14 protein-coding genes are annotated in these 14,570 nt (G+C 67.0%); 9 read left to right on the top strand and 5 right to left on the bottom strand.

Going from position 1 to position 14,570, the window contains the following annotated elements:
* Positions 1-18: 18 nt before the first annotated feature.
* From KHY18_RS00475 to KHY18_RS00445, 7 genes are all read left to right on the top strand, one after another.
* A complete protein-coding gene (locus tag KHY18_RS00475) occupies positions 19-939 on the top strand; it encodes a LysR family transcriptional regulator (RefSeq protein ID WP_213293239.1) in 921 nt (306 codons plus the stop codon).
* Between the two features lie 126 nt (positions 940-1,065).
* Positions 1,066-2,484 (top strand): 3-isopropylmalate dehydratase large subunit, encoded by a 1,419-nt coding sequence (gene leuC / locus KHY18_RS00470; RefSeq protein ID WP_213293238.1) that lies wholly within the window; start codon positions 1,066-1,068, stop codon positions 2,482-2,484.
* The gene (gene leuD, locus KHY18_RS00465; RefSeq protein ID WP_213293237.1) at positions 2,477-3,127 is read left to right on the top strand and encodes a 3-isopropylmalate dehydratase small subunit; all 651 of its coding nucleotides are present in this window, start codon (positions 2,477-2,479) and stop codon (positions 3,125-3,127) included. The genes leuC and leuD overlap by 8 nt, the downstream gene beginning before the upstream one ends.
* 80 nt (positions 3,128-3,207) lie before the next feature.
* A complete protein-coding gene (locus tag KHY18_RS00460) occupies positions 3,208-3,831 on the top strand; it encodes a GNAT family N-acetyltransferase (protein ID WP_213293236.1) in 624 nt (207 codons plus the stop codon).
* A 29-nt stretch (positions 3,832-3,860) separates the two neighbouring features.
* Complete coding sequence (locus KHY18_RS00455; RefSeq protein WP_213293235.1) at positions 3,861-4,235, top strand: barstar family protein; 375 nt, start codon at positions 3,861-3,863, stop codon at positions 4,233-4,235.
* Between the two features lie 75 nt (positions 4,236-4,310).
* A complete protein-coding gene (locus KHY18_RS00450) occupies positions 4,311-5,543 on the top strand; it encodes an MFS transporter (RefSeq protein WP_213293234.1) in 1,233 nt (410 codons plus the stop codon).
* Between the two features lie 37 nt (positions 5,544-5,580).
* Positions 5,581-7,122, top strand: a complete 1,542-nt coding sequence (locus KHY18_RS00445) for an acetolactate synthase large subunit (RefSeq protein WP_213293233.1) — start codon at positions 5,581-5,583, stop codon at positions 7,120-7,122.
* Between the two features lie 6 nt (positions 7,123-7,128).
* Here KHY18_RS00445 and KHY18_RS00440 read toward each other — a convergent pair whose 3' ends face one another.
* From KHY18_RS00440 to KHY18_RS00420, 5 genes are all read right to left on the bottom strand, one after another.
* The gene (locus KHY18_RS00440; RefSeq protein ID WP_213293232.1) at positions 7,129-7,533 is read right to left on the bottom strand and encodes a GFA family protein; all 405 of its coding nucleotides are present in this window, start codon (positions 7,531-7,533) and stop codon (positions 7,129-7,131) included.
* Complete coding sequence (locus KHY18_RS00435) at positions 7,526-8,056, bottom strand: P-loop NTPase family protein (RefSeq protein ID WP_213293231.1); 531 nt, start codon at positions 8,054-8,056, stop codon at positions 7,526-7,528. The genes KHY18_RS00440 and KHY18_RS00435 overlap by 8 nt, the downstream gene beginning before the upstream one ends.
* 26 nt (positions 8,057-8,082) lie before the next feature.
* Positions 8,083-9,069, bottom strand: a complete 987-nt coding sequence (locus KHY18_RS00430) for a thymidylate synthase (protein WP_213293230.1) — start codon at positions 9,067-9,069, stop codon at positions 8,083-8,085.
* A gap of 64 nt (positions 9,070-9,133) precedes the next feature.
* Positions 9,134-11,152 carry an ABC transporter permease subunit gene (locus tag KHY18_RS00425; RefSeq protein WP_213293229.1) on the bottom strand — a complete coding sequence of 673 codons (2,019 nt, stop codon included), beginning with the start codon at positions 11,150-11,152 and terminating at the stop codon, positions 9,134-9,136.
* Between the two features lie 56 nt (positions 11,153-11,208).
* Positions 11,209-12,252, bottom strand: a complete 1,044-nt coding sequence (locus tag KHY18_RS00420) for an amino acid ABC transporter substrate-binding protein (RefSeq protein ID WP_213293228.1) — start codon at positions 12,250-12,252, stop codon at positions 11,209-11,211.
* Between the two features lie 253 nt (positions 12,253-12,505).
* On the opposite strand from KHY18_RS00420, the gene KHY18_RS00415 reads away from it, so the two are divergent.
* Both KHY18_RS00415 and KHY18_RS00410 read left to right on the top strand, forming a co-directional pair.
* Positions 12,506-13,720 (top strand): aminotransferase class V-fold PLP-dependent enzyme, encoded by a 1,215-nt coding sequence (locus KHY18_RS00415; RefSeq protein WP_213293227.1) that lies wholly within the window; start codon positions 12,506-12,508, stop codon positions 13,718-13,720.
* Positions 13,710-14,522 (top strand): aspartate dehydrogenase, encoded by an 813-nt coding sequence (locus KHY18_RS00410; RefSeq protein WP_213293226.1) that lies wholly within the window; start codon positions 13,710-13,712, stop codon positions 14,520-14,522. Before KHY18_RS00415 ends, KHY18_RS00410 begins: the two co-directional genes overlap by 11 nt.
* Positions 14,523-14,570: the final 48 nt, after the last annotated feature.

Here is a 14,570-nt window from a genome sequence, read left to right as displayed (position 1 = left end):
CGACGCAATAGGCACTCGATGGACATGTTTTCCGATCTGGCTTTCTTCTCGCTGGTGATCAAGCACGGCTCGCTCGCGGCCGCGGCGCAGGAGATGGGCCTGACGCCGCCTTCGGCGAGCAAGCGGCTGTCCAGCATAGAGAAGCGACTGGGCGTGCGCCTGCTCAACCGCACCACGCGCCGCATCAGCCTCACGCCCGAAGGCGAAATCTACGTCAGCGAAGGCGCGCGCGTTCTGGCCGAAATGGACGCGCTGGAGCGCCGCGTGGCCGGCGCGAAAGCCCTGCCGCGCGGCCAGATCAAGCTCAGCGCGACGCTGGGTTTCGGGCGGCAATTCATCGCGCCCGCGCTGTCGAAGTTCGCGCGCCAGTATCCCGAAGTCGAAGTCCAGCTGAGCCTTACCGACAAGCCCGTGAACCTGGTCGAGCAGGGCCTGGACGCCGTCATTCGCATGGGCGAAATGCCCGATGCGCAACTGACCGCGCGCCTGCTCGCGCCCAACAAGCGCATTCTGTGCGCCGCGCCGTCCTACCTCAAACGCGCTGGCCTGCCCCTGCAGCCCGCGGCCTTGCAGCGCCATTCCTGCCTGTTCATCCGCGAAAGCGACGACACCTTCGGCACCTGGCATCTGCGCGCCGGTACGCGCCAGGAGAGCGTCAAGGTGCGCGGGCCGCTCAGCAGCAACGACGGCGACTGCGCGCTGTCGTGGGCGCTCGACGGCCATGGCATCCTGATGCGCTCGCTGTGGGATGTCGCGCCCTACCTGCGTTCGGGCCGGCTGCAGCCGGTGCTGACCGACTGGACGCTGCCCAACGCCGACATCTATCTGGTGTTCCCGAACAGTTCCAACCTGTCGGCGAAAACCCGGGTCCTGGTCGACTTCATGGTCAAGACCTTCGCGCACCACAAGGCGGCGAAGGACGAGTTCCTGGGCTGGTGAAAGCGGCCGGCGACGGCCCATGATTGTTTCTTCTGGCGACGCAAAGAAGTTACTTTGGCGATATTGTTTGGTTCGATGGCATCTATACGATGACGGTTCCACCTGCCGCATCGAATGGCTGTCCCCATGACCCACAGAACGCTTTATCAAAAACTGGTCGACTCGCATACGGTCGCGCGATTGGACGAACAGAATGTTCTTCTGTTCTGCGATCTGCACCTGATGAACGAGTACACCAGCCCCCAGGCCTTTGCCGGACTGCATGAGAAAGGCCGCGGCGTGCCCATGCCCGGGCAGAACGTCGCGGTGGTAAGCCATGTGATCCCCACCGAGCCGGGCAGCATCCGCGTGATCCGCGATGCCGCGCCCGCGCTGCAGGCGAGCAATTTGAAGAAGAACTGCGATCGCCACGCGATTCCGCTGTTTGACACCAACGATGCCTTGCAAGGGATAGAGCATGTGGTGGCTCCCGAGCACGGCATGATCCGCCCCGGCATGGTGGTGATCTGCGGCGACTCGCACACCACCACCTATGGCGCGCTGGGCGCGCTGGGCTTTGGCATAGGCACGTCCGAAGTCGAGCATGTGCTGGCCACGCAGACCCTGGTCTACCGGCTGGCCCAGGACATGCGCATACGCATCGACGGCACGCTGCCCATGGGCACGACGGCGAAAGACCTGGTGCTGATGGTCATAGGGCAGATCGGTGCGCAGGGCGCGCGCGGCCATGTGATCGAGTTCTGCGGCACGGCGCTCGATGCGCTGTCGATAGAGGCGCGCTTCACGGTCTGCAACATGGCCGTCGAAGCCGGCGCGCGCGGCGCGCTGATCGCGCCCGACGCCAAGGCCAGGCAATACGTGCTCGAGCGCGCGACCGACATCCAGGGCGATGTGCGTGACGCCGCGCTCGCGCATTGGGACACGCTGTTCTCCGACGAGGGCGCACAATTTCATATCGAGCACCGCTTCGACGCCAGCGAAATCGCGCCGCATGTGACCTGGGGCACCAGCCCCGACCAGGTGGTGCGCATCGACGGCCGCATTCCCGTGCCCGATGCCCAGCCCGCGGGCCCGCTGCGCCGCAGTACCGAGCAGGCGCTGCGCTATACCGGCCTGGCCGCGGGCGCGGCGATCGAAGGCACGCCCATCCAGCATGTGTTCATAGGCTCGTGCACCAATGCGCGCATCGAAGACCTGCGCGCCGTGGCGCGCGTGGTCGAAGGCCGGCATGTGGCCAGCGGCGTGCGCGCCATGGTGGTGCCGGGTTCGGGCGCCGTGAAGCGGATGGCCGAGCAGGAAGGCATTGCACGCATCCTGCAAGACGCGGGCTTCGAATGGCGCGAGCCCGGCTGCTCCATGTGCCTGGCGATGAATGGCGACATCCTGGAGGCCGGCGTGCGCTGCGCCTCGACCACCAACCGCAATTTCGAAGGCCGCCAGGGGCGCGGCGCCATCACCCATCTGATGAGCCCGGCCATGGCCGCGGCCGCCGCGCTCACGGGCGCGATCACCGACGTTCGCCGACTGGAGGCCGCCCATGCGTAAGCTCAACATTCTTTCCGGCAAGGCCGCCGCGCTGCCCATCGAGAACCTCGACACCGACCAGATCATGCCCAAGCAGTTCCTGCACGGCATCGACAAGGCCGGGCTGGACAAGGGCTTGCTGTACGACCTGCGCCACGACGCCCAAGGGCTCATGCGCGCGGATTTCGTGCTCAACCGCCCCGAACGCGCGGGCACTGAAATTCTCGTCGCCGGCGCGAATTTCGGCTGCGGCTCCAGCCGCGAGCACGCGGTCTGGGGGCTGCAGCAGTTCGGCATCCAGGCCGTGATCGCGCCGAGCTTCGGCGAAATCTTCTACTCGAATGCGATGAACAACCAGCTGCTGCTGGTGATGCTGCCCGAGGCCGATATCGCGGCGATGATGGCCGATGCCAAACGGCCCGAGACCGCGGAGATCGCGATCGATATCGAGCACCTGCGCGTGCGCAGCGCGAGTGTCGACGCAGGCTTCACGCTGTCGGCGCGCCACCAGCGCATGCAGCTCGAAGGCCTGGACGTGATCGGGCTGTCGATGACTTACGAGAAGCAAATCGAGGCCTTCGCCGCGCGCCACTGGCAGGCCCAGCCCTGGGTCAAGGATGTGGCGGCGCGCACGATGGCCGCATTGCGCGCCGGCGAGAGCTGAGTCGCAGGGGGTCGCAAGGCGCGCGTAGCTTTCGATCCCGGCGTACGATCGCCCGGCTGCGCCCTCCATTCTTTTGAAACATGAACGCCAACCGCCTTTTCGTCCCCCTCGGCTACACCGATGTCGCCCCGGGTCATATCGCCAGCGTGGTCACCGACCTCGAGATGCTGCGCCCGCCCGCGCCCGCGCCCGCGCCCTCGGACACCGCACTGCCTGCGGGCTTTTCGCTTGCACCCGCGGCCCGCATGGGCATCGATGCCTATCGCGCGCTGTTTCGCAAGGTCGGTGCCGACTGGCTCTGGTATTCACGCCTCTTCATGGCCGACGACGAGTTGACGCGCATTCTTTCCCATCCTGATGTCGAGGTGCATATCGTTCGCCAAGCTGACCAGGATGTGGGCATTCTGGAACTCGATTTTCGCGACAAGGGCCAGTGCGAGCTGACCTTTCTGGGCCTGACGCCCGAGTGCACCGGCAAAGGCCTGGGGCGGGCCCTGATGAACCAGGCCATCGCGCTGGCCTGGGCGCGTCCCATCACGCGCATGTGGGTGCATACCTGTACCTACGACCATCCTTCGGCGCTGCGCTTTTACATCAAGGCCGGCTTCACACCCTGCGCGGTGCGCGTCGAAGTGCAGGTCGATCCGCGGCTGACCGGCCACCTGCCGGCCGACGCCGCGCCGCAGGTTCCCATCATCGCCTGACCCGCCAGGCCGTGGAGGAGAATGCACGCATGACTCCAGGCACCCAACTGACCATAGACCTCGGCGGCATGACGCAGAAGGCCCAGATCCTTTCGGCCATTGGCGCGGCGCTGTGCCTGGGCGGGCCGGGTGGCAACCACCCGGTGCGCGCGGGCGAGGAGCAGGGCTGGGGCATGAACTGGGACGCGCTGTTCGATTGCATGCTGAACCTGCATTCGGGCGGCATATGGGGAACGAGCCCGGTGTTCGCCTTCCCGCTGACGCTGACTTTCGCCGGCGCGGGCGCGCTGGCCCGGCACAATCCCCAGGCCTTCGCCATATTGCAGGACATTCTCGAGCAGACCCGCGACACCTACGCCCGCCAGCACCGGCACTTTGACTTCGAACTTGTCGCCTTGGAGTGAGGTGCGGGGCCAGGATCTGGGTAGGATGCAGCGCAGGCCGCAGCGGCGACTCTCCGTCAATCAAAAAATCCCAGTATGGACACCCGTTCCTCCGTTCGCGCGCTCGCCGCGCTGACCTTCGCGCTCACGCTGAGCCAGTTCTTTCGCAGTTGCCTGGCCGTCATGGCGCCTGAAGTGCAGAGCGATCTGCAGCTGTCTCCGGCCGGTTTCGGCATGCTGTCATCGTGCTTCTTCCTGTCCTTCGGCATCGCCCAGATTCCTGTCGGCATGGCGTTCGACAGATACGGCGTGGGCGCGCCCACGCGCTGGCTGCTGTCCGTGGGCGTGGTCTCGGCCGCGCTGTTCGCTCTCGCGCCCAACGGCCCCACGGCGATGCTGGCCCAGGTGGGGCTGGGCCTGGCCTGCGCGCCGGTGTTCATGGGGCTGATGCATTTCGCCGCCGATGCGCTGCCGCCCCACCAGTTCGCCACTTCGGTCAGCCGTGCCAACGCGGCCGGCATGATCGGTGCGTTGTGCGCGACCGCGCCGCTGGGCTGGGCCATCCATGCGTTTGGCTGGCGGCCGCCCATTTTCGTGGCTGGCCTGCTGATGGCCGTGGCCTGCTACTTCGTCGCCACCCAGGTGAAGGACAGCGGCAATGCCCAGGCCCAGCAGGAAGGGACGGGCGCGATGCTGCGCGCCAGCGGCCGGCTGCTGTTCATTCCCGCGCTGTGGACCTTGATTCCGATGTGCATGGCCCTGGCCGTGGGCACGACCTTTCGCAATTCCTGGGGCGGCCCTTATCTGGCCGATGTCTTCGGCCTGAGCGCGGGCGCGCGCGGACTGGCGCTGGCCGTTCTGAGCCTGGCGGCCATCAGCGCCGCCGCGGCGCTGCCCTGGTTCGTTCACCGCTCCTCGGTGCGGCAGACGGTGCTGGCCTGGGCGCTGGCCGCCCTGGCCGCGGGCAGCGCACTGGTGCTGATGCCCGGCGTGGGCGTGCTGCTCGACATTCCCCTGCTGGCGCTGCTGGCCAGCATAGGCGTGCTCCATCCCCTGGTGATGGCGCATGGGCGACTGCTGCTCGCGCCGGAAGTGCGCGGGCGCGGCCTGGGCCTGCTCAATACCTTTGTGTTTCTGGGCTCCGCGGCCACGGCCTGGATCTTCGGCCTGATTGCCGACGCCAACCTGTCCAGCGGCGCGGCGCCCGAAGCCGCCTACACGCGGATCTTCGGCTTTGCCTGCGCGATGGTCCTGGTCGGCATCGCTGCCTATATGCTCAGTCCGTCGATGGCACGTGCGGCGGCCGCGAGCGCCAAGCCCGCGGCCTGAGGTTTTTGGATCGAAGTTATCTAGGAGGATGGACAAGATGAATGGTGCAAAGAGCCTGGTGAAGACATTGCTGGCCGCGGGGGTGGACACCTGCTTCGCCAACCCGGGAACGAGCGAGATGCATTTCGTCGCGGCACTCGATCAGGTGCCCGGCATGAAGTGCGTGCTGGGCCTGCAGGAGAACGTGGTGACGGGCATGGCCGACGGCTACTACCGCATCGCGCGCAAGCCCGCCTGCACGCTGCTGCACTGCGGCCCTGGCCTGGCCAACGGCATGGCCAACCTGCACAACGCGCGGCGCGCGCGCAGCGGCATCGTCAACATCGTGGGCGATCAGGCCATCTACCACCGTCCATTCGACGCCGCGCTGACCGCGGACACCACGGGCATGGCGCAGACCGTCTCCGCCTGGGTGCGCACCAGCACCAGCAGCGCCGAGCTCGGCCGCGACGCCGCCGAAGCCGTGCGCGCGGCGCAGGTCTATCCGGGCCAGGTCGCCACCTTGATCCTGCCGGCCGACGTGTCGTGGGAAGAGGGCGGCGTCGTCGGCGCGCCTTTCGCCGTGCCCGCGCCGCCCGCGATCGACGCTGGCGCCATCGAGCAGGCCGCGCGCACGCTGCGCGATCAGCGCGATGTACTCATCCTTCTGGCCGGCCCCGGCGTGCTCGCCGAAGCCCAGGCCCTGGCCTGGCGCGTCGCCCGCGCCACGGGCGCGAGCGTGATGGCCAGCTATGCGAGCTCCCACCTCGCGCGCGGCCGCGGCCGCCTGCAACTCGAGCGCGTGCCCTATGCGATGGGCCTGGCCATCAAGGCGCTGGCCGAGTTCAAGCACATCATCCTGGTGAACGCGACCCCGCCCGTGGGCTTCTTCGGTTACCCCGGCATGCCGTCCGAGCAGGCCGACCCGCAGGCGCAGTTCCACGTGCTGTCGCGCCCCGATCAGGACGCGGTCGAAGCGCTGCGCGGCCTGGTCAAGGCACTCAATGCGCCCGCAGCCGCGATTCCCGATCCCGGCCCGCGCCCCGAAGCCGCGACCGGCGCGCCCACGCCCGAAGGCCTGGCGCAGACGCTGGCCGCGCTGATGCCCGACAACGCCATCATCTCGGACGAAAGCGTCTCCTACGGCCGCGGCTTCTACAAGTTCACGCATGCCGCGCCAGCGCACGACTGGCTGCACCTGGCCGGCGGCGCCATCGGCGACGGCATGCCCGTGGCCACGGGCGCGGCCCTGGGGGCCAACAAGCAGCGCCGCGTCATCAACCTGCAGGCCGACGGCTCGGCCATGTACTCGCTGCAGTCGCTGTGGACCCAGGCGCGCGAGCAGTTGCCGGTGACCACCATCATTCTCAACAACAGCAAGTACAACATCCTGATCGGCGAGTACGCGAATGTGGGCGCGACGCCGGGCGAGACCGCGATGAGCATGCTGGACCTGGGCAATCCATCGATCGAATGGACCAAGCTCGCCAACGGCATGGGCGTGGAAGCCGCGCGCGCGACGACGCTCGACGAGCTCGCGGTGCTGATGAAGGCCAGCTTCGCGAAAAGCGGGCCTTTCCTTATCGAGCTGATGATCTGACCGGCTTCAGTCGGTCAGCGTGTCAGCTGGCGCGCGATAGTTGCACCAAGGTGCGCGGGACTCGAGGTGGGCATGCTTTTGCTTTGGCGGCGTGAAGCGCGAATCCAGCGTGCCCAGCGAAAAGCAGATCCAGTCGCTCCAGTCGCCCTGGGTTCTGGACCAGAAAAGCGATGCACCGCAGTGGCCGCAAAACTGCCGCAGCACCTGCTCGGACGAGGCGTAGGACTTGATATCCAGCGCGCCGCTGATGATGTGCAAGTCGCTGCGTGCCACCGCGCCATAGGTGGCGAATGCCGCGCCATGGCCCTTTTGGCATTGGCTGCAATGGCAATGGGTGACGGCCTTGGGCTGGGCGCGCACTTCGTAGCGAACCCTCGCGCACAGGCAGCTGCCCAGATACGGCTCAGCCATGTTTGGCCGCTGCTGCAAGAAAGGCCTGGGCCTGCGCCGGCTGGGTGAGTTCGGTCCACTGCAGATGTGCAAACTCGGGCTGGGCGCGCAGCGCCGCGAATTTCTGCTGGTTCTTCGCATAGGTGGTCCAGGACCACAGCAGTATCGAGTCCTTCGACAGAAATGCCATGCGCAGCGATTCGCGGTTGCCCTGGTACAGGCGGGTGCGCAGCAGGCCGCGGCTCAGCGTGCGCCACAGCACGCGCGAAAACACCGTGGACCGTGCGTAGTTGAGCCACACCACATGGGTGGCGCGCGGCCACAGGTCGTCGCGCACGGCGCTGTAGTTGCCGTCGGCGACCCAACGTTCGCCCTGGGTTGCGGCCACCACGGAGCGTTTGAACTGCTCGGGGTGTACGGCCTGCCAGTCGGGCCCCCAGTAGTGGGCGTCGAGCTCGATATAAGTGGCGTTCGTGGCGGTCGCCAGCGCCTGGGCGAAAGTCGACTTGCCAGCGCCGCTTGTGCCTATCACCAGATAGCGCATTCCTGTGCTGCGGATAAGCCGCAGGCTCAGACCGCCATGGGCGCCGTGATATGCGCGTGGTGCTGATAGCCTTCGAGCGTGAAGTCCGAGGGCTCGACTTTTTCCAGCCATTCGGGTTCGTACTTGCCCGTCGCCGCGTAGTCGGGAATGCGGTCCGACAGCACCAGCTTGGGCGCTTCGAACGGTTCGCGCGTCAGCTGCTCCTTGAGCATGTCGACGTGGTTTTCGTAGATATGCGCGTCGCCGATGAAATACGTGAACCAGCGCGGCTTGTAGCCCGTGAGGCGGCCCACGAGGTGCAGCAGCGCCGCGCCTTCGGTCAGATTGAACGGCGTTCCCAGGCCCACGTCATTGCTGCGAATGTAGAGGCACAGCGAAATCTCGCCTTTGCTCTTGTCGACAAGGAACTGGTAGAGCAGATGGCAGGGGGGCAGGGCCATTTCCTCGAGCTGGGCCCAGTTCCAGCCGTGGAACAGGATGCGGCGGTTGCCCGGGTCCTTGACGATGGTGTCCAGGCACTGGCGCAGCTGGTCAATGGCCTTGTACATCAGCACGCCCGACTGCGCGCCGGGCGCGGCTTCGAGCATGCCGATCTGTTGATAGCCCTTGGAGAGCGCGTCGGCGACCTGGGCCTGGCCCTGGGGTTCGCTGGCGTCGATCAGCTTGTAGGCCGGCCATTGGCGCCACTGCACGCCGTAGACCGAGCCGAGATCATCTTCCTGCAGCCGGTAGGGGTTGGCCAGCCACTGCGCGTTCTCGTTGGCGTTCTGGTCCCAGACCTTGCAGCCCAGCGCGCGGAAATCGGCGGCGCTGCGGTAGGCGCGCATGAAACCCACGAGTTCGCCCACGGCCGATTTGAAGGCCAGCTTCTTGGTCGTGACCGCGGGAAAGCCTTGCTGCAGGTCGAACCGGAGCATCGCTCCCGGCAGGCTCAGGGTGCGAACGCCCGTGCGGTTGTCTTGCCAACTGCCGTTGTCGAAGATGTTCTGGACGAGGTCGAGATACTGTTTCATAGGCCGGAATCGTAGCGCAAGCCGCGCAGCGGCGACGCGCGCGGCTGCAATGCCCTGGGGTCGGTCAATGCCGCGGCAGCCGGCGCGAAAGCCACGACAGCGGCAGGCAGATCAGCAGATAGAACAGTCCGACGAAGCAATAGACCTCGACGAAATAGGGCCGCCAGGCGGTGTCGGCGACCACGGTCTTGGCCGCGGCCAGCACATCGAACACGCCGATGATCGCCACCAACGATGTGTCCTTGACGGCGCCGACAAACACGCCCAGCGCGGCCGGCGCGGCGAGCACGCGCGCCTGGGGCAGCACCACCGCGGCCAGCACCGTCGCCGGGCGCATTCCCAGCGCCTTGGCCGCCATGCCCTGGCTTTGCGGCACGGCCTGCAGCGCGCCGCGCAGCACTTCGGCGAGCATGCAGCTGGTGTGCAGCACGATGGCGAACAGCGCGAGCTGGAACTTCGCGCTGGACCAGTCGCCGCCGACGAAGATCGGAATCCAGAACGACGCCACGAGCAGTTGCACCACCAGCGGAATGCTGCGTACCGCATCGACCAGCGCGCCCGCGGGCCAGCGCAGCCAGCGCGAAGCGCTGCGGCGCATCAGCGCCAGCGCCACGGCCAGCGGCAAGGCCAGCACGATGGCGCTCAGCGCCATGGCCAGCGTCGCGAGCAGCCCGCCCCAGGCGACGACGGGCAGCGCGGGCCAGAGTCCTGCGCCGCCGGCCAGCACCAGCACCACGGCGAGTGCGCCCGCGCCCACCAGCGCCGCGCGCCATCGGAAGGCCAGGCGCGGCAGCATCAGCACCACGATCATGCCCGCGAGCAGGGCGCAGGCCAGCGCGGCCTGGGGCCGTTGCTCGGGGGCTATCGTGCCGAAGGTCAGCAGCGGCGCGTTGTACGTGACCACGGCCCAGCACGCGCCCGTGGCCTGGGCGCAGGCTTCGGCGCTTGCGCTCCAGACCGCGTCGAGCAGCGCCCACTGCAGGCCGCGCCACAGCAGCCACAGCGTGGCCGCGGACAGCAGCAGCGTCAGCGCGGCGCGCGCGCGCCCGGTCCACAGGCCTGCGGCGTTGAACGCGGGCAGGCGCAGCACCTGGCCCAGGCGCAGCGTTCCCGCGCCGTCGACGCTGTAGCGGTTCACATGCGCGTTGTAGCGCGCAATGCCCGCCGCCAGCAGTACGCCCAGCACCACATAGAACGCCATGGCCAGCGTCATGCCTTCGATCGCGCGGCCGGTCTGGGTGATGGTGGTGTTCACGATGGCCATCAGCTCCTGGTAGCCGATGGCGATCGCCAGCGTGCTGTTCTTGATCAGCATCAGGCATTGGTTGGCATAGGGCGGAACGGCCACGCGCACCGCATAGGGGTAGATCACCTGACGCGCGAGCGTGACGCCGTTCATTCCCAGCGCGCGGCCCGCGTTGACCTGGCCCAAGGGAACGGCCAGCACGCCGCCGCGCACCACGTCCGAAATGAACACCGCGTGGAAAATCGTCAGGCCCAGCAGCAAGGTCGTGAGTTCGGGGCTCAGGCTCCAGCCGCCGCGCAGGCCCAGGCCCGCGAGTCGCGGCAGGTCCCAGTGCAGCGCGGAGTAATCCTGCGCGGCAACGGCCCACAGCAGCGCCAGGCCGGCGAACACCGCGGCCTGGCTGCGGCTGCGCCGCCACAGCGTGGCGCAAGGCAGCAGCAGCCACAGCGGCCACCAGACCGCGCCCTGCAGCATGGGCAGGGCCAGGCCGCGATTGGACAGGTAGACGCCGGGCAGCGGCTGCCAGGCTTCGCGCACCACGGGCAATTGCAGCAGCAGCGCGTACCACATGAACATCTGCAGCAGCACGGGCGTGTTGCGAATCGGCTCGACCACGCAGGCCAGCACGCGCGCCAGCAGCGGGTGGCGCGACAGGCGCAAGACCCCCAGCAGCAGGCCCAGCGCCGTGGCCAGGGGAATGGCGATCGCGGCGACGGTCAGGGTGTTGACCAGGCCCGCGACGATCAACTGCCAATAGGGGTGTTCGGCGGTCACGGTCCACAGGCTTTCGGCGATCTGAAAGCCGGCGCGCTGGCCGAGGAAGCTGAAGTCCAGCATGAAAAATAGTACGGCCCGGGCGCCTTGTCAGCGCCCGGGCCGCAGCCTGTACTGGATTACTGGAAAGGCGGAGCGTAGAGCAGGCCGCCCTTGTTCCACAAGGCGTTCTGGCCGCGCTCGAGCTTGAGCGGTGTCTTGAGGCCCACGTTGCGGTCCCAGATCTCGCCGTAGTTGCCCACGGCCTTGATCACGTTGTAGGCCCACTTGTCGGTCAGGCCGAAGCTTTTGCCGATGCCCGCGTCCAGGCCCAGCAGGCGGCGCACCTGCGGGTCCTTGCTGGCGTTGAAGCTGTCGATGTTCTTCGAGGTGATGCCCAGCTCTTCGGCAGTGACCACGGCGTGCACCGTCCACTTGACGATGTCTACCCATTGCGTGTCGCTGTCGCGCACCCAGGGGCTCAGCGGCGATTTGTTGACGCGCTCGGGCAGGATCACGAAATCGTCGGCATTGCCGGCGCGCGACGAGCGGCTCGCGGCCAGCGTCGAGGCGTCCGACAGATAGACATCGCAGCGGCCCGCGTAGAACGCCTTCTCGAGTTCCACCAGGTTCTCGATCACGACCGCGCGGTACTGGATCTTGTGCGTCGCGAACCAGTCGACGAGGTTCTGCTCGTTGTTCGTTCCGGGCTGCACGCAGACCTGGGCGCCGTCGAGGTCCTTGGCGCTCTTGACGCCCAGCTTCCTGGGCACCATGAAGCCCTGGCCGTCATAGAAGACGATGGCCGGCGCCGTGACGTTCATGCCCGCGTCGCGGCCCGAGGTGACCGTGGTGTTGCGGTTGAGCACATCGATCTCGCCCGACTGCAGCGCGGGAAAGCGCTGCTGCGAGCTCAGCGGCACATAGCGCACCTTGTCGGGCGCGTTGAGCACGGCCGCGGCCAGCGCCTTGCAGAAGTCCACATCGAGCCCGCTCCAGCGGCCCTGGTTGTCGGCCAGCGACAGACCGGCCGAACCCTGGCTCACGCCGCAGACCAGTTGGCCGCGCTTCTTGATCGTGTCCACCGTGGAGTTCTGGCTTTGCGCGCTGGCGGGAAACAGCGCCAGGGCGGCGGCCGCGCCCGCGGCGGCCAGAGTGAAGCGACGCAGTAAGGAGTTACGCATTTCGGGAAGAGGTATTAATGATGGGTTCTTGATTCGGCATGGCTGCGCAATACCGCGACAATTCATTCAATAATGATTGACGGTCGATTATTTTTTGCAGGGGAAAGCAGTCAGTCCGATCTCTAGCGGCGATTGTAGGGAATGAAGGCCATAAACAGTGGTTTTCACATAGACGGATTTCCACTATGCATATGACTTAAAAAGTGATGCGCGAACTTCGTAAAACCCGTGGCGCGGTCCTAGAATTTCAGCCATGACCACGAGTACCGACGCGCCGGCCTGGCAACAGGTTTTTCGCAACCATTTCCCGATCACGGCGCAGAAGATCTATGTCTGTCAGGCCTATGCCAGTCCCATGGCGCCGCGCGTGAGCGATGCCATAGGGCATTTCTTCTCCAGCCTCAGCATGGCGCGCGCCGACAAGCCCGAGTGGCTGGCCGCGGCCGAGGGCGTGCGCACCCAGGTTGCGCAGCTGATAGGCGGCAAGAGCCGGCATGTGGCGTTCACGAAGAACACCACCGAAGGCCTCAACATCGTCGCCCAGGGCTACCCCTGGCAGCCCGGCGATAACCTGGTCATCGACGACCAGGAGCATCCGGTCAACACCGTGCCCTGGCTGCACCTGCGCCAGCGCGGCGTCGAGGTGCGCGTGGCGCGCACCGAAGACCGGCGCGTGACCGTCGATTCGATCTGGTCGCAAGTCGATGCCAATACGCGCCTGATCGCAGTCTCGTACGTGCAATACAGCACGGGCGTGCGCGCCGATATCCAGGCGCTGGCCGAACGCTGCCGCGCGCAAGGCATACATCTGGTGGTCGACGGCATCCAGGGCGTGGGCTTGCTGCCCATTGAAGTCGAAAACTGGGGCATCAGCGCGCTGTCCTGCGGCGCCTACAAGGCGCTGCATGGCCCGCTGGGCGTGGGCTTTCTGTACGTCGCGCCCGCGCTGCTGGCGCTGTTGCAGCCCGCGCATTTCGGCCCGTCGTTCGCCAACCGCATCGACAAGAGCGTCGACGGCTGGAAGCTCAAATCCAGCCCCGGCGATGCACGCGTGCTCGAAGGCGGCAACATCAACTACCCCGGCGTCTACGGCCTGGCCCAGGCGCTGCTGATGATAGAGGAAGCCAAGGTCGAGAACCTCGCGCCCTGGACGCTGGCATTGGCCGCGCGCCTCGACGCCGGACTGCGCGCCCAGGGTTTCCAGATTCTCTCATCGACCCATCCGGGCGAAAACAGCACCATCGTCTGCATACGCCATCCCCAGGCGTTCGCGCTGCGCAAATACCTCTACGCCCAGGGCGTGGTCTGCAATCTGCTCGACACCGGCTCCATCCGCTTTTCCATGGGCGCGTACAACACGCCCGACGAAATGGATGCCATCCTGAAGATCTGCGGCCGCTTCATGGCCGACCCTCAACTGCGCTCGCAGCTGATGCTGCCGACCGCGAGCACGGCCTATGCGCGCTGAGGCCACCCGCGCCGCGGCGCGCATCGCCGTCATCGGCCATGGCGCCATGGGCCGCTATCTGCTGCCCCGGCTCGCGCAGCTGCTGCCCCAGGCCGCCGTGGCGCTGGTGCTGCGCGACCCGGCGGGCGAGGTGCCCGCTGGCACGACCGTGCTCACGGGCGGCGCGCCGCTGCTCGCCTGGCAGCCCAGTCTGCTGATCGAATGCGCAGGCCATGGCGCGGTGCGCGAGCATGTGCCGGGCGCGCTGCGCGCGGGTGTCGATGCCATCATCACTTCGGTGGGCGCGCTGGCCGATGCGGGTTTGCGCGCTGAGCTGGAAGACAGCGCGCGCGCCGGTGCCAGCCGGCTGATCTCCGTCGCGGGCGCGATCGGCGGTCTTGACGCGCTCGACGCCGCGCGCAGCGCGGGCCTCGACAGCGTGCGCTATATCGGCCGCAAGCCGCCGCTGTCATGGAGCGGCACGCCCGCGGCCGATGCGTTCGATCTGGCGGCGCTGACCCTGCCCACGGTGATTTTCGAAGGCTCGGCAGGCGCGTCCGCGCGCGCCTATCCTAAGAACGCCAATGTGACGGCCGCCGTGGCGCTGGCCGGCATCGGTTTCGAGCGCACGCAGGTGACGCTGGTCGCCGATCCGCAGGTCACGCAGAACTGCCATGAACTCGAAGTGCGTGGCGCGTTCGGCGAATTCCATATTCGCCTGGCCAATGCGCCGCTGCCCGACAACCCGAAAACGTCCTGGCTGGCCGCGCTGAGCCTGGAAGCGCAGATTCGCGCCTACTTCGGATTGACGGCGTTTGCTTAGCCATGAAAATATCGACAACATGTCCTTCCGGAATAATCGCATCCGATG

This window comes from Acidovorax sp. CCYZU-2555 (assembly GCF_018413525.1).
GTDB lineage: Bacteria > Pseudomonadota > Gammaproteobacteria > Burkholderiales > Burkholderiaceae_C > Comamonas.
The sequence above is the reverse complement of the archived record's forward strand: the minus strand, read 5'-3'. Positions and strand labels throughout refer to the sequence as shown.